The organism is Burkholderia sp. Bp9012, from assembly GCF_003853825.1.
Taxonomy (GTDB): domain Bacteria; phylum Pseudomonadota; class Gammaproteobacteria; order Burkholderiales; family Burkholderiaceae; genus Burkholderia; species Burkholderia diffusa.
Genome location: NZ_QTQA01000006.1, coordinates 153,670 through 178,605, shown reverse-complemented (window position 1 = coordinate 178,605; position 24,936 = coordinate 153,670). Strand labels below are relative to the sequence as shown.

The window sequence follows — 24,936 nt, the reverse complement described above, 5'->3', positions numbered from 1 at the left end:
CGCCGCGCATGCGTGCCGCGCCCGTCATCGCGTCGCCTCCCCGCGATTACCGCGATCCGATCATCTCTTCGGGGCGCACCCACGCGTCGAATTCCGCCTCGGTCAGGTAGCCGAGCGCGAGCGCGGCGGCTTTCAGCGTCGTGCCTTCCTTGTGCGCCTTCTTCGCGATCTGCGCGGCCTTGTCGTAGCCGATGTGCGGATTGAGCGCCGTCACGAGCATCAGCGATTCGTTCAGCAGCAGGTCGATGCGCGCGCGGTTCGGCTCGATGCCCACCGCGCAGTGGTCGTTGAAGCTCTGCGCGCCGTCGGCGAGCAGCCGCACCGACTGCAGCACGTTGTGCGCGATCATCGGCCTGAACACGTTCAGCTCGAAATTGCCGCTGGCGCCGCCGACGTTGACCGCGACGTCGTTGCCGAACACCTGACAGCACAGCATCGTCACGGCTTCCGACTGCGTTGGGTTCACCTTGCCCGGCATGATCGAGCTGCCCGGTTCGTTTTCCGGAATCGACAGTTCGCCGAGCCCGCAGCGCGGCCCGCTCGCAAGCCAGCGGACGTCGTTGGCGATCTTCATCAGGCCGGCCGCGACCGTCTTCAGCGCGCCGTGCGCGAACACCAGCGCGTCGGCGGCTGCCATCACCTCGAACTTGCTCGGGGCGGTCACGAACGGCAGCTTCGTCAGCCGGCCGATCTCGTCGGCCACGCGCACCGCGAACTCCGGATGCGCGTTCAGCCCGGTGCCGACGGCGGTGCCACCGAGCGCGAGTTCGTACAGGTGCGGCAGCGCGGATTCGACGTGCCGGACGCCCTGGTCGAGCTGCGCGACGTAGCCGGAAAACTCCTGCCCGAGCGTGAGCGGCGTCGCGTCCTGCAGGTGCGTGCGGCCGATCTTCACGATGTCGGCGAAAGCCTTCGACTTCGCGTCGAGCGTCGCGCGCAGCGTGCGCAGCGCGGGCAGCAGGTGGTTGACAATCGCGTAGGCGGCCGCGACATGCATCGCGGTCGGGAACACGTCGTTCGACGACTGGCCGCGGTTCACGTCGTCGTTCGGGTGGACCTTGCGTGCTTCGCCGCGCTCGCCGCCGAGCAGCTCGCTCGCCCGGTTCGCGATCACCTCGTTGAGGTTCATGTTGGTCTGCGTGCCGGAGCCCGTCTGCCAGACCGCGAGCGGGAATTCGCGCGGATGCTTGCCCGCGATGATCTCGTCGGCCGCGTCGATGATCGCGCGCGCCTTTTCGTCGGCCAGCACGCCGAGCGACTGGTTCACGGCGGCCGCGGCACGCTTGACGATCGCGAGCGCGTGGATCAGCTCGGGCGACTGCTTCTCCGTCGAGATCCGGAAATTCTGCAGCGAGCGTTCCGTCTGCGCGCCCCAGAGCCGGTTGGCCGGCACGGCGATCTCGCCGAACGTGTCGCGTTCCATCCGAACTGCTTCGTTCATGATGCACTCCTCTTGGGAAGGGGAAAAGCCGCGGGTCGCGCGGCGTCTGGCGTATCGTGAGGCATTCGCGCCGCTGGCGCGGCGTCCTGGGTCTTCAACCGACAAGCATAGCGCCGGCTGCGATTTTGCGTCGTGCCGAGCTCAACGCGTCGGCGCGACGAGCGACGAGGTCTTCCGGTGAAAGCGCCAGGCCATCAGCACGGCGACGCTCGCGAGGCCGGCCGCGAGCCCCCACCACAGGCCGCGAGCGCCGAGGCCGGCATGGAATGCCAGCCAGTAACCGGTCGGGAAACCGATGCCCCAGTAGCCGAAGGTCGCCGCGAGCATCGGGATGCGCGTGTCCCGCAGTCCGCGCAGTGCGCCCGACCCGACGGTCTGCATGCCGTCGACGATCTGGAACACCGCGGCGATGCCGAGGAGCGATGCGGCCAGCGACACGGTCGCCGCGTTGGCCGGGTCGTCGAGTTGCAGATACAGGCCGACGATCGCATGCGGCGCGACGATCAGCACGAGCCCCGACAGCGACATGAACGCGACGCCGAGGCCGAGCGCGACGAAACCCGCATGTCGCGCGGCGACCGGCTGGCCGGCGCCGACCCAGTAGCCGACCCGCACGTTGGCGGCCTGGCCGATCGCGAGCGGCACCATGAACGCGACCGACGCGACGTTCAGCGCGATCTGATGCGCGGCAAGCGACGTCGCGCCGAGCACGCCGATGGTGAGACCCGTGGCGAGAAAGAGCGTCGATTCGACCCCGTACGTGATCGCCACCGGCCAGCCGATGCCGATCAGCTCGCCCATCAAGGGCAGTTTCGGACGGGCGGCGGTCACGAAATGGCGGAACCGCTGGCGGCCGTGCAGCAGCCAGATCAGCGCGAGCGCGGTGAGCCAGATGGTGATGGTCGTCGCGACCGCCGAGCCGAGGAAGCCGAGCCGCGGCAAGCCGAATGCGCCGTGGATCAGCCCGTAGTTCAGCACGCCGTTGATGCCGACGCCGCCGATCGAAACCCACAGCAGGCGTCGTGCGGCGCCGATCGCCGGCAGGAATGCGCGCATCAGTCCGACGCCGATCAGGCTGCCGAGCGCCGCGAACCGCAGGATGCCGGTGTACTCGCCGACGTGATGCGCGAGCGTCGGCGGCTCGTGGAACATCAGCAGGATCGGTTCGGACAGCGACAGCGCGACGATCGCCGGAATCGCGAGCAGCACGGACAGCATGAAGCCGGTCCAGTAGATGTGCGGCACGCGGTGTTCCGCCTGCGCGCCGCGCGCATGCGCGACGCTCACGCTGACCGACGAGAGCACGCCCTGCAGGACGGTCACGATGACGAAGAAGAAGTTCGCGCCGAGGCCGCCCGCCGCGAGCGAATCGGGGCCGAGCGAGCCGAGCAGTACCGTGTCGGTGACGCTCATCGCCATCTGCGAGAGCTGCGCGATCGCAAGCGGCGCGGCGAGGCGCGCGGTATCGGCGGCATGACTGGACAGGGACGGCGGCGCGGCGGCCGTCCGCGTAAGACCGGAATGCGACATGGAATGAGCGCTCGCGCGGGTGCGGGCCCGCGCTGTCTGTATTTATTTTGAGAGACGGCTAGCTTACGGCTTTATTCGAACGGTGTCGAACGCGCGCGCCGATGGCCATGTCACGGTCAGGGGGAACCGCTACGCGTCGTGAACCGCGATCCGCGTGTCGCCGAACAGCACGACCTGACCCGCGCGGATCTTGCAGGTCTTGCGCAGTTCGACCACGCCGTCGACTTTCACCGCGCCGGACGCGACGAACATCTTCGCCGTGCCGCCGCTGTCCGCGAGGCCGGTGATCTTGAGAAGGTTGTGCAGCTCGACGTATTCGCCGGTCAGCGTGAAATCCAGATTGGGCATGACGAAGGATGCGCGCGATGCGCGGGAGGAATCGCCCCGCATCATACGGCACCGAGGGCCGGCGCGCGAGTGCGGACGGTCGTGCAGGCCCGCGCGCAGCAGTTGTTAAGGACTGTGAGCGATTCGTCAGCAAATGAAACGGTGGGTAACAGTCTGAGAGATTGGAGAACCGGACGTGCGGCCTGCGGGTCTTTCGTCGTACCTGCTGCGTGTTGCGGCAGGGGACGCGACGGATCGCATCGAGGCGGTCCGCGCCCACAACTTCTTGAGGAGGATTCTCATGTCCAAGATTCGTACGATGCTGATCGGTGCCGCGCTGACGGCGTTCGCCACTTCGGCCGCATTCGCGCAGACGGGCGTCGCGGCACAGGGCACCGCAGGTGCCGGCGTGCAGGCGCAGGCGCCGGCAGCAGGGGCAGGCGCTGGTGCGGGCATGCAGGGTGGTGCCGGCGCGAACGCGTCGGGCAATGCGGTCGGCGGCGCGACCGACGCGGTCGGTGCGGCAGCCGACAGCGCGAAGGACACGGCGGCGTCGTCGGTCCACTCGGCCAAGAAGCACGCGAAGCACGCGGCGAAGTCGGCCAAGCATCATGCCGGCTCGGCGAAGTCGAAGGTGGGCGACGAGGCGATCGAAGGCGGCGCGTCGGCCGGCGTGCAGGGCGGTGCATCGGCCACGGGCGCCGCGCAGTAAGCGGCCCCTCGACGTCGCACGACGTTCGCCCCGGACGGCGCGTCGTGACGGCGATCGATCGACGGCCCGGTTCGCTTCGCGCGAACCGGGCCGTTCTTCATGCGTGGACGCGGGCCGTCATGGCCGGTGCTGTTCCGGCCCCGGTCCGTGCGCCGGTCGTGCGGCGGACGGCGTGAATACGCTGCGCAGCCACGCGGCAAGCCGCGCGAATACGTCGTACGGCTCGTCGACGAAGATGTCGGGCTTCAGCAGCCGCAGGTATTCCATGATCTGCTGCGCTTCCTGTTTCTGGAACGAACCGTGCGCGAGCCCGAGCCGCAGCAGGCCGCGCAGTTCGCCGAGCTTGTCGCGCGCGGCGCTGCCGACGCTCATCTCGCACGCGAGCTTCGCCTCGTAGACGCGCTGGCGCAGCGATTCCGCAAGCCGCCATGCGGGCGTCTGCATCGTTTCCTCGAGCGTCTGGATGTCGTGCACCGCGCCCTTGATCTGCGCGGCGAGCGGATCGACGAGCGACGCGTCGCCCTGCGCTTCGGCGACGATCGCCTTGGCCCAGTCGCGGCATGCCTTCGCGAGCTCGTCGGGGGTCCATTCGGAGCGCGACGCGAAGCCGAAGCCGAATTCGCCGGCCTGCCGCATCAGGATCGCGACGACGTCCGGAAATTCCTTGTCGAGCGTGCGCTTCGCCCACGCGTACTGGCCGCCCTCGAGCATCCGCTGCACGGCATGCTCGGTCAGCGGCACCATGTTGTCGAGCAGCTTGGCGCGCAGGAAATCCTCGAACGACGGCGTCGCGAACTGCGGGTCGAGTTTCAGCGACACGCGCACGAATGCGTCGTAGTCCTTGCGCAGGGACGCAAGCGTGTCGTCTTTGAGGGAAAGGGTGATCTGGCCCATGAATCGTCTCGATGGCGGCCCGCGCGGGCCGGCGGCCGACACCGCGCACCGGTGCGGGCGCAGCGTCGACGGACCGGTTCGCGCCGAGGCCGATGGCGGGTCTTCATACCCGATATCGGCGCGCCGGGCGAAAACTTGAGCACGGCCGGCGACGTTCGCTCAGGCCGGCAGCCAGTGCGGCATCACGATCCCTTGCCAGATGAAGAACACCGCGAGCCCGACCGCGATCGTCACGAGCGGCCGGCGTGTCGTCGCCGATACGGCCACGGCGGCGAGCGCGCCGACGAGCTGCGGATTGCGCCAGGTCAGTTCGGCCGTGCCGCCGTGCGGCGAGACGGTCATCGGCACGATGATCGCGGTCAGTACGGTGACGGGCACGAAGCCGAGCGCGGTCCGCACGAGCGGCGGGAAGGTCAGCCGCTCGCCGAACAGGAACAGCGTCGTCCGGATCGCATAGGTGATCACGGCCATCCCGAGGATCAGCAGCGCGTAGCTCACGATGCGGTCTCCGTGCGTGAAGCGGTGCGCGAACGCTCGTGCCGCAGCGTCAGCGCGACGCCGACCACGACGCCGGCGGCGACCGCGCCCAGCAGCCCGAGCTTGTACGGCCAGCCCTGCCAGAAGTACGCGAGCGTGCCGGCCGTCGCGGCGGCCGCGAAATAGCGCAGCGTGCCGAGTTGCGGAACGACGATCGCGATGAATGTCGCCGCCATCGCGAAATCGAGGCCGAGCGATTGGAGGCCCGGGAAGGCCGCGCCGAAGCCGATGCCCGCGAGCGTCCAGACCTGCCAGTTCAGGTACATCGCGAGGCCCGAGCCGAAGAAGTAGTGGGGGCCGATTGCACCGGGCGGGAAGTGCCGGTAGTGCGCGTAGGCGACCGCGAACACTTCGTCGGTCATCAGCGCACCGAGCGTCGCGCGCCAGCGCAGCGGCAGGTGCGCGACGTACGGCGCGAGCGTCGCGCTGTACAGCAGATGACGCAGGTTCACGATCAGCGTCGTCGCGAGCACGACGACGAAGCTTGCGCTGCCGGCGATCAGGCCGAGCGCGATGAATTGCGCGGAGCCCGCGAACACCGCGAGCGACATCAGCGCGCCGTGCCATGCGGCGAGCGGGCCGCCACCGACCAGCGTGCCGAAGATCACGCCGAACGGCGCCGCGCCGATCATCATCGGGATCGTGTCGCGTGCGCCGTCGAGCCATTCGTTGAGCGGGCGGCGGGGCAGGGGCGAGTTTGTGGGTGCGGGATTCAAGGGGTGCGTCTCCATGAAATGCAGGATAGCGGAGCGCTGCCCGTGGCGGCTTGTACGTTCTTGCGCCCGCGGTGCCGGCGGCGCAACCTGCGTGCCGGTTGCCGCGTATTGTCGAATGCAGGGTGGGGAGTGCGCGTCAGCGCGCTTGCCAGCGTCCGGGCGGTACGCCGAACATTCGTTTGAAATGTCGCGAGAAGTGACTCTGGTCGACGAAGCCGCTGGCCGCGGCGACGTCGGCGATCGACACGCCCGCGCGCAACGGCGCCAGTGCGCGCTGCAGCCGCAGCTGGTTGCGCCATGCATGCGGCGGCATCCCGATCGTCCGGGTGAACAGGCGCGCTGCGTGGAACGGCGACAGGCCGGCAGCCTGCGCGACGTCGTCGAGCGTGACAGTGCAGGAGAGATCGGTGGCGAGCCTCTCGCGCATCGCGTCGACGCGCGGCTCGTCGGCCGCGAGCACTGCCGGCTGCAGCCGCGCGTCGGCATGGCGCGCGATCAGTGTCGACAATGCATCGAGCATCGCCGTTTCGGCGGCGAGCGGATCGTAGACGCGCGCGGCCGCCGCAGCCGGAGCGTCGGCGGCCGGCTGCTCGTGCGGATGGAACGCCGGCATGCATTCGCTGCCGGCCTCCATCATCCGGTGGGCCAGCGCGAGCCGCGCCGCGAGATCGGCGTCGCGGATCACGTCGGACGGGAACCATGGCGCGTCCTGCGGGCGCCCCGCGATCGCGCTCGCGAGCGCGCGAATGTAGTCGACCGGCACGTAGCTCACGCGATAGCACCAGCCTTCGTCGGTCGCGCGCGAGCCCGTGTGCACTTCGCCGGGATTGATCACGGGCACGGTGCCCGTTTCGGCGACATGGCCGCTGCCGCGACACGTGTAGCGCTCCGCTCCCTCGAGGATCACGGGGATCGTGTACGCGTCATGCCAGTGCGGCGCGAACGTATGGTCGCGATAGGTAGCCGTGAGCAGATCCGCGCCCGGCAGCAGCGGCGTGCGCCAGTAACGTGCGGAGTCCGGAAGAAGGCGGGTGGCGGACATGGTCGGGCGCGGGGGCGGTCGAATCGACAGTGTATCGCTCGAGCGCCCGGCCGGCGCGGGCTTACTTGACCGGAATCGTCGTGCCGGCCGGCATCGGCACCGCGGTCACGGCGTTCTTCGGGCTGCCGCTGACGATGCGGTCGCTGTAGGTCAGGTAGACGAGCGTGTTGCGCTTCTTGTCGACCACGCGCACGACGTGCAGCGTCTTGAAGATGAACGACATCCGCTCGCTGAACACGTCGGTCTGCTGCTTGAGCGGCTCCTTGAAGCTGAGCGGGCCGACCTGCCGGCACGCGATCGACGCTTCGCTCGGATCCTCGGCGACGCCGAGCGTGCCCTTGATCCCGCCGGTGCGCGCCCGTGACACGTAGCAGGTGACGCCCGTCACGAGCGGATCGTCGTACGCTTCGACGACCACGCGGTCAGAGCCCGTCACGCGGAAATGGGTGTTGACGCTGCCGACTTCCTCCGCGTGCGCGAGCGGCGCGGCGGCAAAGGCGGAGAGCAGAAGGGCGAACGGCGCGGCGGAAAGGAGGCGATGCTTCATCGACGGAACCGGATGCGAATGCGGGACAGAGACTCTAGCATGCGCGGCGGTGACCGACGGGCGCCGGAAAAACAAAAGGCCCGTCGAATGACGGGCCTTTTGCTGTCTGGCTCCCCGACCTGGGCTCGAACCAGGGACCTACGGATTAACAGTCCGGCGCTCTACCGACTGAGCTATCGGGGAATAAATCGGTACATCTGCGTGCTTGTCTGGTGGCCAACAAAAAACCCGTCCACTTTCAACGGGCTCTTGCGTTTTTGGCTCCCCGACCTGGGCTCGAACCAGGGACCTACGGATTAACAGTCCGGCGCTCTACCGACTGAGCTATCGGGGAACAAACAACAACAGCAGAGAAACGAGATTTTATGGAGCGTTCGCTAACCTGTCAACACTTTTGAGCGGGGGAGTGCAAAAAATTTTGCGGCGCCGCTGCGCGATCAGCGTTCGAGCAGGTGCAGCTTGTCCTGCACGTCCTTCCACTCGTCCGCGTCGGCCGGTGCCGGCTTCGTCTTCGTGATGGACGGCCAGTTCTTCGCCAGTTCGGCGTTCAGCTCGGTGAACTGCTGCTGGTCGCCCGGAACGTCTTCTTCGGCATAGATCGCATTGGTCGGGCACTCGGCGACGCACACGGCGCAGTCGATGCACTCGTCCGGATCGATGGCGAGAAAGTTGGGACCTTCACGGAAGCAATCCACCGGGCACACATCCACGCAATCCGTGTATTTGCACTTGATGCAGCCTTCGGTCACAACGTGAGTCATTAAAACGCTCCTGCTTCGCGGTATATATGGGGTGGCGTTTGCGCCAAAAGCGGCATTGTAACTGAAGCGCAAAACCCGCATGGCGTGGTCGGCTTTCCGGCTTATATCGTTTCGTGATTAGTTTATGGGGCCGACCGTGGGCGCGGTGCGTGCGGCCGGCCGCACGACGCGGTGGGCAAGGGGGAGGCGGTTTCACGATGGTCGGGCCCGCATTCGGGTAACATGGCCGGCAGACCGGGCGGCGCGCGGTGCGCCGGGGCCGTGTCTCGATATTGGCGGTACCGCAATCATGATCATCACTTCGCTGCTCGACACGGATCTCTACAAGTTCACGATGATGCAGGTCGTCCTGCATCACTTTCCTGCCGCACACGTCGAGTACCGGTTCCGGTGTCGCACGCCCGGCGTCGATCTCGTCCCGTACATCGACGAGATCCGCGACGAGGTGCGCGGCCTGTGTTCGCTGCGCTTCACCGACGACGAACTCGACTACCTGCGGCGGATGCGCTTCATCAAGAGCGACTTCGTCGACTTCCTCGCGCTGTTCCATCTGAACGAGAAATACATCTCGATCACGCCTTCTCCGAAGGGCAACGGCGAGATCGACATCGTGATCGAGGGGCCGTGGCTGCACACGATCCTGTTCGAGATTCCGGCGCTCGCGATCGTCAACGAGGTCTATTTCCGCAACACGCAGCGCGAGCCCGATTATCGCGAAGGCCGCGAACGGCTGCGCGAGAAGATCAAGCTGCTCGGCGCGAAGCCCGAGTTCGCCGACTGCAAGATCGCCGACTATGGCACGCGCCGGCGCTTCTCGAAGGTGTGGCACGAGGAGGTCGCGCTGACGCTGCGCGACGGGCTCGGGCCGCAGTTCGCGGGCACCAGCAACGTGTTCTACGCGATGAAGCACGGCCTGACGCCGCTCGGCACGATGGCCCACGAATACCTGCAGGCCTGCCAGGCGCTCGGCCCGCGGCTGCGCGATTCACAGACCTATGGTTTCGAGATGTGGGCGAAGGAGTATCGCGGCGACCTCGGGATCGCGCTGTCGGACGTCTACGGGATGGATGCGTTCCTGAACGACTTCGACATGTACTTCTGCAAGCTGTTCGACGGTGCGCGCCACGATTCGGGCGATCCGTTCGAGTGGGGCGAGCGCATGCTGCGCCACTACGAGGCGAACCGCTGCGACCCGCGTACCAAGGTGCTCGTGTTCTCCGACGCGCTCGACATCCCGAAGGTCATGCAGCTGTACGAACGGTTCCGCAACCGCTGCAAGCTCGCGTTCGGCGTCGGCACCAACCTCACGAACGATCTCGGCTACGTGCCGCTGCAGATCGTGATCAAGATGGTCCGCTGCAACGGACAGCCGGTCGCGAAGCTGTCGGATTCGCCGGGCAAGAGCATGTGCGACGACAAGGCGTATCTCGCGTACCTGCGCCAGGTGTTCGGCATCGCGCAGCCGGTCGACGAGGACGCATCGCAGTAAGCGTCGGCCATGCGGCCAGGTGCGTCGCGGCGAGGGCGGCCGGTATAATCCGACGGTATCGCACGCCAACGTCACGAGGACCGTTCATGGACACTTCCGCTGCGCGTCGCCAGATCCTCGCACGCATTCGCGCGTCGCAACGACGCGCGCCCGAACCCGATGCAGCGGAGCGCGATGGCGTCGCCGACTACCTCGCCCGCCATCCCGAGGGGCCGCGCCCGCCGATGCCGGCCGACCTCGTCGCCGCATTCGGCGACGAAGCGGCTCGCCTTTCGACGACGGTCGACGAAGTCGCGACACTGGCCGACGCGCCGTCCGCCGCCGCCCGCTATCTTTCCGCTCACGGCCTGCCGATGCAGGCCGTCGCATGGCGCACGCTGGCCGAGCTCGACTGGGCCGGCGCCGGCCTGTCGGTCGAATGCCGCAAACCGCGCGACGGCGATCTCGTCGGCCTCACCGGCTGCTTCTGCGCAACCGCCGAAACGGGTTCACTGGTGTTGCTGTCCGGCCCCGACACCTATGCATCGGCCGCGCTGCTGCCGGAGACGCACATCGCGATCGTGCCGGCGTCGCGGATCGTCGCGGGCCATGAAGACGCATTCGCGCTGATTCGCGCGGAGCGCGGTGAATTGCCGCGCGCGGTCAATTTCGTATCGGGCCCGTCGCGCACGGGCGATATCGAGCAGACCATCGTGCTGGGCGCGCACGGCCCGTACCGCGTTCACGTGATCGTCGTACGCGGCGCATGACGCACGCACCTGATCCCTCCTCACTCGACTCACTCGCACAAGGAAGTTCTGCATGAAACGACATGCCGCCTGGGCGGGCATGGCGTCGGGAGCCGCGCTTGGCGCCGTTCCCGCGCTTGCATCGGCCGCCACGCTCGACGGTGCCACGCTGTCCGCACTCTGGGGCATCCCGTTCGCCGGGATCCTGCTGTCCATCGCGGTGTTCCCGCTCGTCGCGCCGGTGTTCTGGCATCACCACTTCGGCAAGATCGCCGCAGCGTGGGCGATCGTGTTCCTGGTCCCGTTCGCCGTCGCGTTCGGTGCGAGCACGGCGTTCGGTACGCTCGTGCACGCGCTGCTCGAGGAATACATCCCGTTCATCGTGCTGTTGACGGCGCTCTATACGGTCGCGGGCGGCATTTGCGTCAACGGCAACCTGCACGGCACGCCGAAGCTGAACACCGCGATCCTCGCGCTCGGCACGCTGCTCGCGAGCGTGATGGGCACGACGGGCGCGGCGATGCTGCTGATCCGGCCGCTGCTGCGCGCGAACGATAACCGCAAGCACGTCGTACACGTCGTGATCTTCTTCATCTTCCTCGTCGCGAACGCGGGCGGCTCGCTGTCGCCGCTCGGCGATCCGCCGCTGTTCCTCGGCTTCCTGAATGGCGTGAGCTTCTTCTGGACGACCACGCATCTCGCGCTGCCGATGCTGTTCATCTGCGCGGTGCTGCTGACGCTTTTCTTCGTGCTCGATACGTACTTCTACCGGAAGGCCGGTGAGGAGCGGCCGGCCGCACTCGACCCGACGCCCGACGGCGGCGCGCTGTCGATCGACGGCAAGGTCAACTTCGTGCTGCTCGCGGCCGTGATCGGCCTCGTGCTGATGAGCGGCATCTGGAAGCCGGGCATCTCGTTCGACGTGTGGGGCACGCACGTCGCACTGCAGAATCTCGTGCGCGATGTCGCGCTGGTCGTCGTGGCGCTCGCGTCGCTCGCGCTGACGCCGCGCTCGGCGCGCGAAGGCAACGCGTTCAACTGGGCGCCGATCGAGGAGGTCGCGAAGCTGTTCGCGGGCATCTTCGTGACGATCGCGCCGGTGATCGTGATCCTGCGCGCGGGTGCGGACGGTGCGTTCGCACAGATCGTCCATCTCGTCACGGGGCCCGACGGCAAGCCGATCGACGCGATGTATTTCTGGGCGACCGGCCTGCTGTCGTCGTTCCTCGACAACGCACCGACCTATCTCGTGTTCTTCAACCTCGCGGGCGGCGATGCGCAAGCGCTGATGACGACCGGCGCGACGACGCTCGCCGCGATTTCCGCGGGGGCGGTGTTCATGGGAGCGAACAGCTACATCGGCAATGCGCCGAACTTCATGGTGAAAGCGATCGCGGAATCGCGCGGCGTGAGGATGCCGAGCTTCTTCGCATATCTCGGCTGGGCGCTCGTGATCCTGGTACCCGTATTCCTGCTGACGTCGTGGATCTTCTTCCCGGCGTAGGCTGACGATTTTCAACCAAGCGCGGACGGCTCCGGCGGCGCACGAAGTGCCGCGTGCCGGCCGCGGCATGCGGAGATGGCGATGCAGAAGATCCTGGTCGCACGTCCGATCTTTCCGGACGTGATCGAACGGCTCGAGCAGTATTTCGAAGTCGACTGGAACAATGGCGATGCGCTCGCCCCCGACGCGCTCGCCGCGCGCCTCGCGGACAAGGACGGCGCGCTGACGGCGGGCGACCCGGTCGGCGCGGCCGCGCTCGCGGCAGCGCCGCGCCTGCGCGTCGTGTCGAACATGGCGGTCGGCTACAACAATTTCGACATGGCCGCGTTCAACGCTGCGAACGTGCTCGGCACCAATACGCCCGACGTGCTGAACGAATCCACCGCGGATTTCGGCTGGGCGCTGATGATGGCCGCCGCGCGGCGGATCGCCGAATCCGAGCACTGGTTGCGCGCCGGACACTGGAAGAAGTGGGCGTACGACGGTTTCCTCGGCAGCGACATTTACGGCTCGACACTCGGCGTCATCGGGATGGGGCGCATCGGTCAGGCACTCGCACGGCGCGCGCGCGGCTTCGGGATGCAGGTGATCTATCACAACCGGTCGCGGGTTGCGCCCGAGATCGAGGCCGAGCTGAACGCCGAATACGTGTCGAAGGATGCGTTGCTGGCGCGCGCCGATCACGTCGTTCTCGTGCTGCCGTACACGAAGGAGAACCATCACACGATCGGCGCGGCCGAGCTCGCGAAGATGAAGCCCACCGCGACGCTGACCAACATCGCGCGCGGCGGCATCGTCGACGACGCAGCGCTGGCCGTCGCGCTGCGCGACGGGACGATCGCCGCGGCCGGCCTCGACGTCTATGAAGGCGAACCGAGCGTCCATCCAGCGCTGCTCGAGGTACCGAACGTCGTGCTGACGCCGCACATCGCGAGCGCGACCGAGAAGACGCGCCGTGCGATGGCGAACCTCGCGGCCGACAACCTGATCGCCGCGCTGGGCGAAGGGCCGCGCGCGGGGCAGCCGCCGAACCCGATCAACCCTGACGTAATCGGGAAGCCGCGCGCATGACGACGATGTTGTTGCTGGCGGCGGTCGTCGTGCTGGCCGTCGCGCTCGCGGTGGCGATCGTCGCGATCGTGCGCGGCGGCGGCCGCCACGACGATGCGGCCGTGCTGGGCGACCAGATCGAGGACGCCGCGCACGCGCAGGCGCTCGCGGTCGAGCGGCTCGAGCGCGAGCTGCGTGGCGAGATCGTCGAGAACGCACGAGGCTCGCGCACCGAGCTTGCTGGCAGTTTCTCGCAGCTTCAGCAGACGCTCGCGACGCAGCTCACGAGCATCGCGACCGTGCAGAACAATCAGATCGAGGGCTTCGCGCAACAGCTGGGCAAGCTCGTCGCGGGCAACGCGCAGCAATTCGACGCGATGCGCGAGAGCGTGCAGCGCCAGGCGCAGCAGGCGCGTGAAGAGCAGACGGTCGCGCTGCGGCTGTTCGGTGACACGCTGAACCGGCAGCTCACGCAACTGACCGAGGCCAACGATCGCCGGATCGGCGAAGTGCGTGCGACGCTCGAACAGCGGCTGAAGGAAATCGAGACGAACAATGCGGCGAAGCTCGAGGAGATGCGCCGCACCGTCGACGAGAAGCTGCATGCGACGCTCGAACAGCGGCTCGGCGAATCGTTCAAGCTCGTGTCCGACCGGCTCGAGCAGGTACACCGCGGGCTCGGCGAGATGCAGACCCTCGCGGCTGGCGTTGGGGATCTGAAGAAGGTGCTGACCAACGTGAAGACGCGCGGCACCTGGGGCGAGGTGCAGCTCGAGGCCTTGCTCGAGCAGATGCTCACGCCCGACCAGTACGCGAAGAACGTCGCGACGGTGCCGAAGAGCAGCGAACGCGTCGAGTTCGCGATCCGGCTGCCGGGGCGCGACGCCGGCACGCGCGACGCGCCGCCGGTGTGGCTGCCGATCGACGCGAAATTCCCGCGCGAGGACTACGAGCGGCTGATCGACGCGCAGGAGCGTGCCGATTCGGCGGCGGTCGAGGACGCGGCCCGTGCGCTCGAGGCGCGCGTGCGGTTGGAAGCGCGCACGATCGCCGAGAAGTACGTCGCACCGCCGCATACGACCGATTTCGCGCTGCTGTTCCTGCCCACCGAGGGGCTCTATGCGGAGATCCTGCGCCGCCCGGGGCTGACCGACCTGCTGCAGCGCGACTATCGCGTGACGGTGGCCGGGCCGACGACGCTGACTGCGCTGCTGAACAGTCTGCAGATGGGCTTCCGCACGCTCGCGATCGAGCAGCGCTCGAGCGAAGTGTGGCAGGTGCTCGGTGCAGTGAAGACCGAATTCGGCAAGTTCGGCGATGTGCTCGCGCGCACGAAGGCGCAGCTTGAAACGGTCACGCGCTCGATTGAGTCCGCCGAGCAGCGCACCCGCGTGATGAACCGCAAGCTGAAGCAGGTCGAGGCGTTGCCAGGTGAGACGGCCGCCGGGCTGCTCGGCACGGAAGGCGCCGATGGAGCCGATGCGGACGATGCATGACGCATCACGCGTACAGCCGAAGCCGGCTGGAACGAAAAACGGGCGCCGCGGCGCCCGTTTTCTTTTGCAGCACCGACCGGCGTGGCCGGCCCGCGTTCAACGTGCGGCGAGCGTGTTCAGTGCATCCCCGGTGACGCGCACGATGCGCCACTCGGGCAGCACGGTCGCGCCCATCTTCTGGTAGAAGTCGATCGCCGGCTGGTTCCAGTCGAGCACCGACCATTCGAAACGGGCACAGCGGCGCTCGACTGCGAGTGCTGCGAGGTGCTGCAGCATCGCGGTGCCGAGGCCCGTGCCGCGCTGCGACGGCTGCACGTACAGATCCTCGAGATAGAGGCCGCGACGGCCGAGGAACGTCGAATAGTTGTGAAAGAACAGCGCATACGCGACGATCGCGCCGTCGCGCTCGGCCACGAGCGCTTCGGCGGCGGGGCGCTCGCCGAACAGCGCGTCGGCCAGATCGGCGTCGCTCGCGACGAACAGGTGCGTGAGCTTCTCGAACTCGGCCAGCTCGCGCATCAGCGCGAGGATCGCGCCGACGTCGCGCGTTTCCGCCGTGCGGATCAGCGGCGTGCCGCTCACGCTTCCTCCGGCGGATCGGACAGCACGATCTCGATGCCGCCGAAGCGCGACGCGACCCAGTTGTACGCGTGGCAGGCGATCCACAGCAGCACGAAACCAAGGATCGCGTTCAGCAGCAGCGCACTCAGGATCGTGCTCAGTTCGACCATCCCGTAGCGGATGTACGCGACCAGGATGCCGAGCAGCACGATCGGCACGCTGAACGTCAGGTAGACGAGGATCAGCGCCTTAGCGGTCTGCCCCGCGGCGATCGACGAGATTTGTTTCTTCATGTGCGGATTGCCCCGTAGAGATATACCGATTGGAATTCAGATCAAGCCGTCGAGCGGCAGGATGTCGACCGGGGCGCCCGCGTCGACTGCTGCGCAATCGTGGCCCAGGACGATGAAACAGTTGGCGGCCGCGAGGCCGCTCAGCGATGCGGAACTTTGCGAACCGGCCGGCTCGACAAGCCACTGGCCGTCGGCGTCGCGCGTCGCGATGGCGCGCAGATATTCGGTACGGCCCGGGCGCTTTTTCAGCGCCTGCGTGCTGCGTGCCGTATACAGCGCCGGCGGTGGCGCATGCGCGCCGGCCAGCGTCAGCAGCGCGGGGCGCACGATCGCATAGAACGTCACGGCGGAGGCGACGGGATTGCCGGGCAGCCCGAAGAACAGCACGTGGCCGGCGCCGTCGCCCGCAGGTGCGAGCGTGCCGCACGCGAGCGGCCGGCCGGGCCGCAGCGCGAGGCTAGCGAAGGTCACGTCGCCAAGCCGCGCCATCACGTCGCGCGTGAAATCGGCTTCGCCGACCGACACGCCGCCTGACGTGATCACTGCGTCCGCCTGTGCGGCGGCGGCATCGCGCAGCGCGCGCTCGAGGGCCGCCGGATCGTCGCGGACGATCCCGAGGTCGAGCGCGTCGATGTGCAGCCTTTCGAGCATCGCGACCAGCATCCCGCGATTGCTGTCGTACAGCGTGCCGCGGCCGAGCGGCTCGCCGGGTTCGCGCAGTTCGTCGCCGGTCGAGAACACGGCGACGCGCACGCGGCGGCGCACCGTGACTTCGCGCAACCCGAACGATGCGAGCAGGCCGAGATCGGACGGGCGCAGGATGCGGCCAGCGGCAAGCGCGCAGGCGCCGCGCGCGAGGTCCTCGCCGGCCCGGCGGCAGTTTGCTCCGCGCGTGACGTCGTGCGCGGCGAAGCGGATGACGTCGCCGTCGACGCGCACGCGTTCCTGCGGAATGACCGTGTCGCATCCGGCCGGCATCGGCGCGCCGGTCATGATGCGGATACACGTACCGGGCGCCACGGCTCCATCGAACGGATGGCCGGCGAACGCCGTGCCGGCGACCGTCAATGCGATGTCGGGGGCCGATGCAGGCGTGTGTGCGCCGCAGTCGAATGCATAGCCGTCCATTGCCGAGTTGTCGTATGCGGGGATGTCGAACGGCGCATTGACGTCGGCCGCGAGCACGCGGTCGAGGGCGTCATGCAGCGGCACCGTGTCGCACGCGTCGACCGGCACCGCGAACCGGCACGCGAGCGCCTGCGCATCGGCGAGCGACAACGGGGCAGCGGAATCGGGTGCGGTTCGGGAGGCGGGCGAGGATTGCGTGATCATCAGTGTGACTGCGCCGCAAGGCGTATCGGGTTCGTGGCCGGTGGCGCGCGGAGGGCGCCGGAGCGCGAAGGCGCATGCGGCGGGCGGGAACGGATGCCGGTGCCGTCAGCGGCGGGCAAGCGCGGCAAGTTCCTGCCAGGAGTTGGCATTGTAAAACGCACGCTCGTCGCAAAACTCGACTTCGACCGTCTTGTGGCGTGCGTACCACGCACGCACCTTGCGCTCGCCGGCCGCGAGTCCGGCCGCGAGATCGTCGGCGAGCGACGTTCGCAGCAGCGCGAACGTCGGCTGCGGCGAACGTGCCTGTTGCGCGTCGACGGTCACCGCCATCGCGATGTCGGCTTGCTGCGCATCGAGCGCCGCGTGCAGTCGTGCGACGAGGTCGGTCGGCAGATAGGGTGTGTCGCACGGCGAGCACGCGACGAGCGGTGCGCGCGCCGCCCGCATGCCGGCCAGCAGACCCGCCAGCGGGCCGGGGAAATCGGGTGTTTCGTCCGGCACGATGCGCGCGTCGAACGGCGCACCGAGCTCGGCGTAGCGATCGGTGTTGCGATTTGCGCTGATCAGCGTCTCGTCGACCTGCGGCGAGAGCCGGCGCAGCACGTGCAGCGCAAGCGGCGTGCCGTCGAGCAGTTGCAGGCCCTTGTCGGCGCCATCCATGCGCGTCGCGCGCCCGCCCGCGAGCAGCAGGCCGGTGACGGAAGGCGAGGTGGAAGCGGACATCGCGGGAAATCGGGGCGGCGGGCGCGCGTCAGCCGCCAATGTACGACATTTCTACGCGCTTGCCGGCACCGTGGGGTGCCGCGTCGGCGGCCGCGCTGCCGCGCAGCTGCGAATAGCGGTCGGTGCGGGCCTGCCAGATCCGGGCGATCGCGGTCGCGATCTCGGCGTCGCTGGCGCCACCGCGCACCAGGGCACGCAGGTCATGGCCAGTCGACGCGAACAGGCACAGGTACAGCTTGCCTTCGGTCGACAACCGCGCGCGCGTGCAGTCGCCGCAAAATGCCTGTGTGACGCTCGAGATCACGCCGATTTCACCGCTGCCGTCCGCATAGCCCCAGCGCTGCGCGGTTTCCGCCGCCGTGTGCGGCTCGAGCGGCACGAGCGGGAACTGTTCGGCGATCCGTGCGACGACGTCCGCGGACGGCAGCACTTCGGTCATGTTCCAGCCGTTCGACGTGCCGACGTCCATGTATTCGATGAAACGCAGGATCACGCCGGTGCCGCGGAAGCGCTCGGCCATCGGCAGGATCTCGCTGTCGTTGGTGCCGCGCTTCACGACCATGTTGACCTTGACCGGCGCGAGGCCCGCGGCCTGCGCGGCGAAGATGCCGTCGAGCACGTCGGCGCTCGCGAAGTCGGCGTCGTTCATGCGCTTGAACAACGTATCGTCGAGCGCGTCGAGGCTGACCGTCACGCGCGTGAGGCCGGCATCCTTCAGCGCGCGCGCCTTGCGCGCGAGCAGCGAGCCATTGGTGGTCAGCGTCAGGTCGAGCGGGCGGCCGTCATGGGTCGTTAGGCGCGCGAGGCGCTCGATCAGGAATTCGAGGTTCTTGCGCAGCAGTGGTTCGCCGCCGGTGATCCGGATCTTTTCGACGCCGTGTGCGACGAACAGCCGCGCCACGCGTTCGATCTCCTCGTGCGTGAGCAGCGCGCTGTGCGGCAGGAACGGGTAGTTCTTGTCGAACACGTCGCGCGGCATGCAGTACACGCAACGGAAGTTGCAGCGGTCCGTCACCGAGATGCGCAGGTCGCGCAGCGGCCTGGCGAACGTGTCGGCCAAGGCGCCGTCAGGGGTATGCGCGACGCCGGAGATATCCGGCATCCCGCTGACGTCTGCGAGAGGAATGATGCGTCGGGACATGTCGAAAGAAGTGCGAGCCAAGCTTCTATTCTAGCCGCAAGCGGCTGGCCGGGCCGGTGGGCGGAAACCCTCGGCGCGGAAATGGAAAAGCCCGCCGGGGGCGGGCTTTTCCTGGTCGGGCGATGCGCCGCTTAATGTTGCGACGTTTCGACCTGCTGCATCGGGGTCGGGTCGACCGGCGGTAGCGCCTTGCGCTCGCGCGGAACGCGGACCGCGCGCGGCAGGCGCGACGCGGCTTCCTGAGCAGCGCGGAACTTGTCGGCGTCGGTGTTCACCCACACGAGACCGGCTTGTTCCAGCACGGCATCGAGGCTCGCCGAAGCTGGCGCAGCGGCCGGTTGCACGGGTGCCGGAGCCGGCGCAGCGGCCGGTTGCACGGGCGCTGGAGCCGGCGCGGCAACGGCTTCGACCGGTGCAGTTTCGACGTGGGCCGGTTCGACGCGAGCGGGTTCGAGGCGGGCGGGTTCGAGGCGGGCGGGTTCGAGGCGGGCCGGTTCGACGCGGGCCGGTTCGGCAACGGCCGGAACCGCTTCGGCTGCGACGACCGGTGCCGGTGCGGCCTGCTCGACGGGCGCGGACTGCGGCGCTTCGACGGCAGCGGGCGCGGCCGGCACTTCGAACGCATCGATCGGCGAAACCGCGACCGGAGCCGGGCCGGCTTCCGGAGCAGCGGCCGGCGCGACCGGTGCCGATTCGGCTGCCGGTGCGACGACGGCGGGCTCGAGCGGTGCGACCGGCGTTGCTTCGACGCGAACCGGTGCCGGTTGTGGCTCGGCTACGACCGGTGCGGCCGTATGAGCCTGCTCGTCCGCGCTCGAGGGTTCCGTCGTCACGGCCTGCATGGCGACTTCGCCGTCCGCGCCTTGCTCGGCGTGGTCGACGACTGCGCCTTCGTCCTCGCGCTCGCGACGACCGCCACGGCGACCGCGGCGGCGGCGGCGACGTTCCTCGCCGTCACGTGCGACGGCTTCCGCGTCGGCTGCGACATCGGCGCCCGGCAGGGCGACGGCTGCGGCCTGGTCGGCATCCGCTTCCGGATGGTTTTCGCCACGGGTGACGGTTTCGAGCGTCGCCGCGTGTTGCGTCGGCTTGCGGCGCTCTCCGCGCTCGCGACGCTCGCCGCGTTCCTGGCGCTCGCCGCGGCCGGCTGCCTCGACGGCTTCCGGCTGCTCGGTGCGATCGCGCGGTTCGCGGTTCTCGCGCGACTCACGCGGCTCACGGCCTTCGCGCGGGCCACGGCCCTCGCGACTTTCTCGACCCTCACGGCTTTCGCGCGGCTCGCGGCCTTCACGCGGCTCGCGGCTTTCGCGCGGTTCGCGGCCTTCACGCGGTTCGCGACCCTCGCGCGGTTCGCGCGGCTCGCGACCTTCCTTGCCTTCGCGTTCCAGGCGTTGCGACTGGCCACGGCCTGCCGCTGCCTGGTCGCGGCCACCCTGAGCCTGCTGGGCGCCGCCACGGCGGTTGCGGTTGCGATCGCCGCCGCGCTGCTCGGTCTTCTCGGTCCGCTCGCGGGCCGGACGGGTTGCCTGTTCCTTGGCCGGTGCCGGTGCGACCGGCGTGGGCGCCGGAGCCGGCGACATGCCGAACAGACCCTTCAGCCAGCCGATGAAACCGCCGCTCGCCGCGGCGACCGGTGCGGGCGCCGCAACCGCCGGCTCGACCGGGCGCTGCGGTGCCGGGCTCGGTGCCGGACGCTCCGGCGTGATGCCCTTGACCGCCGCTTCCTGCTTCGGCTTCACGTCGGCCGCACGCTTGCTGTAGCCGGTTTCCGACTCCAGTTCGCGGGCTGCTTCCTCTGCCATCTTCCAGGACGCACGCGGATCGTCGAGGCGCGCGTCGTCATGGCGCAGGCGCTCGAGCTTGTAGTGCGGCGTATCGAGGTGCTTGTTCGGGATCAGCACGATGCCGACCTTGAAGCGCGACTCGATCTTGTTGATTTCCTGACGCTTTTCGTTGAGCAGGAAGGCGGTCACCTCGACCGGCACCTGGCAGTGGATCGCCGCGGTGTTTTCCTTCATCGCTTCTTCCTGAATGATCCGCAGGACCTGCAGCGCGGACGATTCGGTATCGCGGATGTGGCCGGTGCCGTTACAGCGCGGACACGTCACGTGGCTGCCTTCCGACAGGGCCGGACGCAGGCGCTGGCGCGACAGTTCCATCAGGCCGAAGCGGGAGATCTTGCCCATCTGCACGCGTGCACGGTCATGCTTGAGCGCGTCTTTCAGGCGCTGCTCGACTTCGCGCTGGCTCTTCGCCGACTCCATGTCGATGAAGTCGATCACGATCAGGCCGCCGAGGTCGCGCAGGCGGAGCTGGCGGGCCACTTCGTCGGCCGCTTCGAGGTTCGTGCGGGTCGCCGTTTCCTCGATGTCCGCACCCTTGGTCGCGCGCGCCGAGTTCACGTCGATCGCGACGAGCGCTTCGGTGTGGTCGATCACGATCGCGCCGCCCGACGGCAGCGGCACCGTGCGCGAGTAGGCCGTTTCGATCTGGTGCTCGATCTGGAAGCGGGAGAACAGCGGCACGTCGTCGTGGTAGCGCTTCACCTTCGACACGTTGTCCGGCATCACGATGTCCATGAACGCACGGGCCTGATCGTAGATCTCGGTCGTGTCGATCAGGATTTCGCCGATATCGGGCTGGAAATAGTCCCGGATCGCGCGGATCACGAGGCTCGATTCCAGGTAGATCAGCATCGGCTGGCCGGAGTTGCCGCTTTGCGACGCCGCTTCGATCGCGCGCCACAGTTGCAGCAGGTAGTTCAGGTCCCACTGCAGTTCCTCGGCGCTGCGGCCGATGCCCGCGGTACGGGCGATCATGCTCATGCCGTCCGGAATCTGCAGTTGCGACATCGTTTCGCGCAGTTCCTGGCGCTCGTCGCCCTCGATCCGGCGCGATACACCGCCGCCGCGCGGATTGTTCGGCATCAGCACGAGGTAGCGGCCGGCGAGCGAGATGAAGGTCGTGAGGGCGGCACCCTTGTTGCCACGCTCTTCCTTCTCGACCTGGACGATCAGCTCCTGGCCTTCGCGCAGGGCATCCTGGATGCGCGCGGAGCGCATGTCGATGCCTTCCTTGAAGTACTGGCGGGCGACTTCCTTGAACGGCAGGAAGCCGTGGCGATCTTCGCCGTAGTTGACGAAGCAGGCTTCGAGCGACGGCTCGATGCGGGTGACGACACCTTTGTAGATATTGCCTTTGCGCTGTTCGCGCCCGGCTGTCTCGATGTCGATGTCGATGAGCTTTTGCCCATCAACGATGGCGACGCGCAGCTCCTCCTGCTGCGTCGCATTGAACAGCATGCGTTTCATGTACGACTCCAGGCGGCTCCGCAGCCGGCGCCTCGCGGTTGTCAGTCGCGAGGGCGGGAACGACGGCAGGCCGCACCTTGTTGTGTTGTCACAAGCACGCTGGAGCGGGAACGATGGCGGGGAGAATTGCCTGAAGAGGCGCTTGGGCCCGAAAGACGGGGCCGGCGGCCGTAGGGCACCTGCGAATACGGCTTCAAAGCACGGCGTTCACACACCGCACGCTGCAAAAAAGCGCGCTAAGCCTGAGTCCGCGCATTGCCACGGGCGCGCGCAATGCGTCGCGCGCGCCGACGGGCGGCAGATGCTGCGGCTTGGGCCGCAGCGGGGAGTATCGAATCCAGCCCGACTTTCCCGCTTGGGGTGTACTTCCCTGGTTTGACGTCGCCAAGCCCCGCACGCTTCGCGGGGCCAAATCGGGCGCAACGCCGTAATTTTCGCAACCGGCAGCCTGCGGACGCACTTCGCGCCGTCGGGCTGCCGATCAAATTCTTTTCAACCAACTTTCCGTTACCGCGGCGCCTTGCCGACCGAATCCGCCTGTGGGCGCGATCCTTGCCGACGGGCGGCGCCGTGCGTGCAACTTGCTGCATCTCTTTGATTAGGGGCGAGCAGCGGACCCCCGGCGCAAGTAAAATAATGGTTTCCGCTTGCACCTTGCCCGACTCGGTCGGGGCCGGCCGGTCAGGCCACCCTCAACGTCAGGCTGGGCAAAATTATATTCAGTATGAATGAGTTAGGCAAAATATCCCAGAATTCAGTCGCAAGCGGCCAGGTATCGATGATCGAGATCGACGAAAACTCGGCCGGTCAGCGGATCGACAACTTCCTGTTGCGCGTCTGTAAAGGCGTGCCGAAAAGCCATATTTACCGGATCCTGCGCAGCGGCGAAGTGCGCGTGAACAAGGGCCGGATCGATGCGCAGTACCGCCTCGCCCTCGGCGACATCGTGCGCGTACCGCCCGTGCGCGTGGCGGCGGCGGACCTCGCGCGCGCCGACACGCCGATCGTGCCGCCCGCGCAATTCGAGGTGCTGTACGAAGATGACGCCATGCTCGTCATCAACAAGCCGGCCGGCGTGGCCGTGCACGGCGGCAGCGGCGTCGCGTTCGGCGTGATCGAGCAGATGCGTCAGGCGCGTCCGCGCGCGAAGTTCCTCGAACTCGTGCATCGGCTCGACCGCGAGACGTCCGGGATCCTGATGCTCGCGAAGAAGCGCTCGGCGCTCGTCGGCCTGCACGAGCAGATTCGCGAGAACCGGATGGACAAGCGTTACTTCGCGTGCGGACATGGAGAATGGCAGGCCGACTGGGGCCGCCGCCGTGCGGTGAAGGCGCCGCTGTTCAAGTATTCGACCCCGGAAGGGGAGCGGCGGGTGCGCGTGCAGGACGACGGCCTGCCGTCGCACACGGTGTTCAACCTGATCGAGCGCTGGCCGGACTATGCGCTGGTCGAAGCGGAACTCAAAACGGGTCGGACCCATCAGATTCGTGTGCACCTCGCGCATCTCGGCCTGCCGATCGCCGGCGACGCCAAGTATGGCGACTTCGCACTGAACAAGGCGCTGGCGCGCGCGAATGCGCAGCCGTCGCTCAAGCGGATGTTCCTGCACGCGCACCGGCTGAAGCTCACGCATCCGCTGACCGGCGAGGCGCTGCAGTTCGACGCGCCGCTGCCGGACGAATGCCGGCGCTTCCTCGATCAACTCAGCGCTCTGCGCGATACCGCCTGACTCGCATGGCCCGACAGCAATTTGACCTGATCGTCTTCGACTGGGACGGCACGCTGATGGATTCGACTGCGCACATCGCGCACAGCATCCAGGCCGCGTGCCGCGATCTCGGCCTGCCCACGCCGTCGGACGAGGCGTCCCGCTATGTGATCGGCCTCGGCCTGCGCGATGCGCTTCAGATTACTGCGCCGACCCTCGATCCGTCCGACTATCCGCGGCTGGCCGAACGTTATCGCCATCACTACTTGCTGGACGATCAGCGCATCGAGCTGTTCGCCGGCGTGCGCGAACTGCTCGCGGAATTGCGCGACATGGGTTACCTGCTCGCGGTCGCGACCGGCAAGGGCCGCGTCGGGCTGAACCGCGTGCTCGACCAGTCAAAGCTGACGAGCCTGTTCGATGCGACGCGCTGCGCGGACGAAACATTCTCGAAGCCGCACCCGGCGATGCTGCACGAACTGTCGCGCGAATTGGGGCAGGATCTTGCGCGTACCGTGATGATCGGCGACACCACGCACGACCTGCAGATGGCCGCCAGTGCCGGTGCCGCCGGCATCGGTGTTTCGTATGGTGCGCACACGGCCGATGCGCTGGCCGCGCTGACGCCGCGCTTCGTCGCGCCGGACGTCGGCGCGCTGGCGGCGTGGCTGCGAGAGCACGCATGAGCACGGCGCCGGAAGTCGTGCGCGTGTGCGCATCGGACGCGCTGGCCGACGGCGGTGCCGGCGTGCGCGTCGACGCATCGCTGCGCGGCGAGCAGGCGGTCGTGTTCTTCGTGCGCTACGAAGGTCGTGCGTACGGCTACCTGAACCGCTGCGCGCACGTGCCGATGGAACTCGACTGGGCCGAAGGGCAGTTCTTCGAGTCGTCGGGCCTGTACCTGATGTGTGCGACGCACGGCGCGATCTACGCGCCGGATACTGGCAAGTGTGTCGGCGGCCCGTGCCGCGGCGGTCGCCTGCGACCGGTCGAAGTCGACGAGCGCGACACGCCGGACGGGCGTGCGGTATTCTGGGTGCCGGATGCCGACCTGGGACCCGCCGCTCCGCCCCCTTCCGCCACGACCGACTGA

Annotated in this window: 24 protein-coding genes and 2 tRNA genes; 9 read left to right on the top strand and 17 right to left on the bottom strand. The window is 68.0% G+C overall.

The features are described 5' to 3' along the window. Window positions 1–46: 46 nt before the first annotated feature. The 3 genes from fumC to DIE11_RS10460 all read right to left on the bottom strand — a co-directional run bounded on the left by fumC (window position 47) and on the right by DIE11_RS10460 (window position 3,319). Entirely contained in the window at window positions 47–1,441 is a 1,395-nt protein-coding gene (fumC, locus tag DIE11_RS10470) for a class II fumarate hydratase (protein WP_124623360.1), read from the bottom strand. A gap of 141 nt (window positions 1,442–1,582) precedes the next feature. Continuing rightward, a complete protein-coding gene (norM, locus tag DIE11_RS10465; RefSeq protein ID WP_124623358.1) occupies window positions 1,583–2,971 on the bottom strand; it encodes a multidrug efflux MATE transporter NorM in 1,389 nt (462 codons plus the stop codon). Between the two features lie 129 nt (window positions 2,972–3,100). Next, window positions 3,101–3,319 carry an RNA-binding S4 domain-containing protein gene (locus DIE11_RS10460; protein ID WP_006753074.1) on the bottom strand — a complete coding sequence of 73 codons (219 nt, stop codon included), beginning with the start codon at window positions 3,317–3,319 and terminating at the stop codon, window positions 3,101–3,103. 280 nt (window positions 3,320–3,599) lie between these two features. Here DIE11_RS10460 and DIE11_RS10455 point away from each other — a divergent pair, with 280 nt between their 5' ends. Beyond that, window positions 3,600–4,010, top strand: coding sequence for a hypothetical protein (locus DIE11_RS10455; protein ID WP_124623356.1), 411 nt, complete (start codon window positions 3,600–3,602; stop codon window positions 4,008–4,010). Window positions 4,011–4,127: 117 nt separating this feature from the next. Here the strand turns inward: DIE11_RS10455 and DIE11_RS10450 are convergent, their stop codons facing one another. The 8 genes from DIE11_RS10450 to fdxA all read right to left on the bottom strand — a co-directional run bounded on the left by DIE11_RS10450 (window position 4,128) and on the right by fdxA (window position 8,507). Continuing rightward, window positions 4,128–4,904 (bottom strand): DUF4088 family protein, encoded by a 777-nt coding sequence (locus tag DIE11_RS10450; protein WP_124623355.1) that lies wholly within the window; start codon window positions 4,902–4,904, stop codon window positions 4,128–4,130. 159 nt (window positions 4,905–5,063) lie between these two features. Continuing rightward, on the bottom strand, window positions 5,064–5,402 hold the full coding sequence (locus DIE11_RS10445; RefSeq protein WP_124623352.1) for an AzlD domain-containing protein: 339 nt from the start codon (window positions 5,400–5,402) through the stop codon (window positions 5,064–5,066). Next, window positions 5,399–6,172: an AzlC family ABC transporter permease gene (locus DIE11_RS10440; protein ID WP_124623351.1), complete on the bottom strand. Its 774-nt coding sequence runs from the start codon at window positions 6,170–6,172 to the stop codon at window positions 5,399–5,401. The genes DIE11_RS10445 and DIE11_RS10440 overlap by 4 nt, the downstream gene beginning before the upstream one ends. 121 nt (window positions 6,173–6,293) lie before the next feature. After that, window positions 6,294–7,199, bottom strand: a complete 906-nt coding sequence (locus tag DIE11_RS10435; RefSeq protein ID WP_124623349.1) for an AraC family transcriptional regulator — start codon at window positions 7,197–7,199, stop codon at window positions 6,294–6,296. Window positions 7,200–7,260: 61 nt separating this feature from the next. Next, the gene (locus DIE11_RS10430; RefSeq protein ID WP_059607001.1) at window positions 7,261–7,746 is read right to left on the bottom strand and encodes a CreA family protein; all 486 of its coding nucleotides are present in this window, start codon (window positions 7,744–7,746) and stop codon (window positions 7,261–7,263) included. A 107-nt stretch (window positions 7,747–7,853) separates the two neighbouring features. Further along, window positions 7,854–7,929, bottom strand: a tRNA-Asn gene (locus DIE11_RS10425). Between the two features lie 75 nt (window positions 7,930–8,004). Beyond that, window positions 8,005–8,080: transfer RNA gene (locus DIE11_RS10420), tRNA-Asn, on the bottom strand. Window positions 8,081–8,183: 103 nt separating this feature from the next. After that, on the bottom strand, window positions 8,184–8,507 hold the full coding sequence (gene fdxA / locus DIE11_RS10415; protein WP_011544919.1) for a ferredoxin FdxA: 324 nt from the start codon (window positions 8,505–8,507) through the stop codon (window positions 8,184–8,186). Between the two features lie 289 nt (window positions 8,508–8,796). Here fdxA and pncB point away from each other — a divergent pair, with 289 nt between their 5' ends. From pncB to DIE11_RS10385, 5 genes are all read left to right on the top strand, one after another. Beyond that, window positions 8,797–9,996 carry a nicotinate phosphoribosyltransferase gene (gene pncB / locus DIE11_RS10405; RefSeq protein WP_059607002.1) on the top strand — a complete coding sequence of 400 codons (1,200 nt, stop codon included), beginning with the start codon at window positions 8,797–8,799 and terminating at the stop codon, window positions 9,994–9,996. An 86-nt stretch (window positions 9,997–10,082) separates the two neighbouring features. Next, on the top strand, window positions 10,083–10,745 hold the full coding sequence (locus tag DIE11_RS10400) for a lactate utilization protein C (protein WP_059607005.1): 663 nt from the start codon (window positions 10,083–10,085) through the stop codon (window positions 10,743–10,745). A gap of 52 nt (window positions 10,746–10,797) precedes the next feature. Then, the gene (locus tag DIE11_RS10395; protein WP_059607007.1) at window positions 10,798–12,228 is read left to right on the top strand and encodes a sodium:proton antiporter; all 1,431 of its coding nucleotides are present in this window, start codon (window positions 10,798–10,800) and stop codon (window positions 12,226–12,228) included. 81 nt (window positions 12,229–12,309) lie between these two features. Further along, window positions 12,310–13,299, top strand: coding sequence for a D-glycerate dehydrogenase (locus DIE11_RS10390; RefSeq protein WP_124623347.1), 990 nt, complete (start codon window positions 12,310–12,312; stop codon window positions 13,297–13,299). Continuing rightward, complete coding sequence (locus tag DIE11_RS10385; RefSeq protein ID WP_124623345.1) at window positions 13,296–14,774, top strand: DNA recombination protein RmuC; 1,479 nt, start codon at window positions 13,296–13,298, stop codon at window positions 14,772–14,774. The genes DIE11_RS10390 and DIE11_RS10385 overlap by 4 nt, the downstream gene beginning before the upstream one ends. A gap of 96 nt (window positions 14,775–14,870) precedes the next feature. Here the strand turns inward: DIE11_RS10385 and DIE11_RS10380 are convergent, their stop codons facing one another. The 6 genes from DIE11_RS10380 to DIE11_RS10355 all read right to left on the bottom strand — a co-directional run bounded on the left by DIE11_RS10380 (window position 14,871) and on the right by DIE11_RS10355 (window position 22,135). Then, window positions 14,871–15,356, bottom strand: a complete 486-nt coding sequence (locus DIE11_RS10380; RefSeq protein WP_059607011.1) for a GNAT family N-acetyltransferase — start codon at window positions 15,354–15,356, stop codon at window positions 14,871–14,873. Further along, window positions 15,353–15,628, bottom strand: a complete 276-nt coding sequence (locus DIE11_RS10375) for a hypothetical protein (RefSeq protein WP_006476519.1) — start codon at window positions 15,626–15,628, stop codon at window positions 15,353–15,355. Before DIE11_RS10375 ends, DIE11_RS10380 begins: the two co-directional genes overlap by 4 nt. 36 nt (window positions 15,629–15,664) lie before the next feature. Further along, window positions 15,665–16,960, bottom strand: a complete 1,296-nt coding sequence (glp, locus tag DIE11_RS10370; protein WP_124623343.1) for a gephyrin-like molybdotransferase Glp — start codon at window positions 16,958–16,960, stop codon at window positions 15,665–15,667. A gap of 105 nt (window positions 16,961–17,065) precedes the next feature. Next, window positions 17,066–17,683, bottom strand: coding sequence for a molybdenum cofactor guanylyltransferase MobA (gene mobA / locus DIE11_RS10365; RefSeq protein ID WP_124623341.1), 618 nt, complete (start codon window positions 17,681–17,683; stop codon window positions 17,066–17,068). 28 nt (window positions 17,684–17,711) lie between these two features. Beyond that, on the bottom strand, window positions 17,712–18,824 hold the full coding sequence (gene moaA / locus DIE11_RS10360) for a GTP 3',8-cyclase MoaA (RefSeq protein ID WP_124623339.1): 1,113 nt from the start codon (window positions 18,822–18,824) through the stop codon (window positions 17,712–17,714). Window positions 18,825–18,955: 131 nt separating this feature from the next. Then, on the bottom strand, window positions 18,956–22,135 hold the full coding sequence (locus DIE11_RS10355) for an Rne/Rng family ribonuclease (RefSeq protein WP_124623337.1): 3,180 nt from the start codon (window positions 22,133–22,135) through the stop codon (window positions 18,956–18,958). A 724-nt stretch (window positions 22,136–22,859) separates the two neighbouring features. Here DIE11_RS10355 and DIE11_RS10345 point away from each other — a divergent pair. The 3 genes from DIE11_RS10345 to DIE11_RS10335 are packed head-to-tail and all read left to right on the top strand — an operon-like array spanning window position 22,860 to window position 24,936. Then, entirely contained in the window at window positions 22,860–23,864 is a 1,005-nt protein-coding gene (locus DIE11_RS10345; protein ID WP_059607020.1) for an RluA family pseudouridine synthase, read from the top strand. Between the two features lie 5 nt (window positions 23,865–23,869). Beyond that, window positions 23,870–24,529, top strand: coding sequence for an HAD-IA family hydrolase (locus DIE11_RS10340; protein ID WP_059607022.1), 660 nt, complete (start codon window positions 23,870–23,872; stop codon window positions 24,527–24,529). Further along, window positions 24,526–24,936: a Rieske 2Fe-2S domain-containing protein gene (locus DIE11_RS10335; protein WP_059607024.1), complete on the top strand. Its 411-nt coding sequence runs from the start codon at window positions 24,526–24,528 to the stop codon at window positions 24,934–24,936. Before DIE11_RS10340 ends, DIE11_RS10335 begins: the two co-directional genes overlap by 4 nt.

Coding starts and splice junctions, on each gene's coding strand:
- fumC (WP_124623360.1), bottom strand. CDS start 1,441: ATGAACGAAGCAGTTCGGATGGAACGCGACACGTTCGGCGAGATCGCC.
- DIE11_RS10430 (WP_059607001.1), bottom strand. CDS start 7,746: ATGAAGCATCGCCTCCTTTCCGCCGCGCCGTTCGCCCTTCTGCTCTCC.
- glp (WP_124623343.1), bottom strand. CDS start 16,960: ATGATCACGCAATCCTCGCCCGCCTCCCGAACCGCACCCGATTCCGCT.
- DIE11_RS10390 (WP_124623347.1), top strand. CDS start 12,310: ATGCAGAAGATCCTGGTCGCACGTCCGATCTTTCCGGACGTGATCGAA.
- DIE11_RS10355 (WP_124623337.1), bottom strand. CDS start 22,135: ATGAAACGCATGCTGTTCAATGCGACGCAGCAGGAGGAGCTGCGCGTC.
- fdxA (WP_011544919.1), bottom strand. CDS start 8,507: ATGACTCACGTTGTGACCGAAGGCTGCATCAAGTGCAAATACACGGAT.
- DIE11_RS10400 (WP_059607005.1), top strand. CDS start 10,083: ATGGACACTTCCGCTGCGCGTCGCCAGATCCTCGCACGCATTCGCGCG.
- moaA (WP_124623339.1), bottom strand. CDS start 18,824: ATGTCCCGACGCATCATTCCTCTCGCAGACGTCAGCGGGATGCCGGAT.
- DIE11_RS10455 (WP_124623356.1), top strand. CDS start 3,600: ATGTCCAAGATTCGTACGATGCTGATCGGTGCCGCGCTGACGGCGTTC.
- DIE11_RS10460 (WP_006753074.1), bottom strand. CDS start 3,319: ATGCCCAATCTGGATTTCACGCTGACCGGCGAATACGTCGAGCTGCAC.
- pncB (WP_059607002.1), top strand. CDS start 8,797: ATGATCATCACTTCGCTGCTCGACACGGATCTCTACAAGTTCACGATG.
- DIE11_RS10440 (WP_124623351.1), bottom strand. CDS start 6,172: ATGGAGACGCACCCCTTGAATCCCGCACCCACAAACTCGCCCCTGCCC.
- DIE11_RS10435 (WP_124623349.1), bottom strand. CDS start 7,199: ATGTCCGCCACCCGCCTTCTTCCGGACTCCGCACGTTACTGGCGCACG.
- DIE11_RS10340 (WP_059607022.1), top strand. CDS start 23,870: ATGGCCCGACAGCAATTTGACCTGATCGTCTTCGACTGGGACGGCACG.
- DIE11_RS10375 (WP_006476519.1), bottom strand. CDS start 15,628: ATGAAGAAACAAATCTCGTCGATCGCCGCGGGGCAGACCGCTAAGGCG.
- DIE11_RS10395 (WP_059607007.1), top strand. CDS start 10,798: ATGAAACGACATGCCGCCTGGGCGGGCATGGCGTCGGGAGCCGCGCTT.
- DIE11_RS10385 (WP_124623345.1), top strand. CDS start 13,296: ATGACGACGATGTTGTTGCTGGCGGCGGTCGTCGTGCTGGCCGTCGCG.
- mobA (WP_124623341.1), bottom strand. CDS start 17,683: ATGTCCGCTTCCACCTCGCCTTCCGTCACCGGCCTGCTGCTCGCGGGC.
- DIE11_RS10345 (WP_059607020.1), top strand. CDS start 22,860: ATGAATGAGTTAGGCAAAATATCCCAGAATTCAGTCGCAAGCGGCCAG.
- DIE11_RS10450 (WP_124623355.1), bottom strand. CDS start 4,904: ATGGGCCAGATCACCCTTTCCCTCAAAGACGACACGCTTGCGTCCCTG.
- DIE11_RS10335 (WP_059607024.1), top strand. CDS start 24,526: ATGAGCACGGCGCCGGAAGTCGTGCGCGTGTGCGCATCGGACGCGCTG.
- norM (WP_124623358.1), bottom strand. CDS start 2,971: ATGTCGCATTCCGGTCTTACGCGGACGGCCGCCGCGCCGCCGTCCCTG.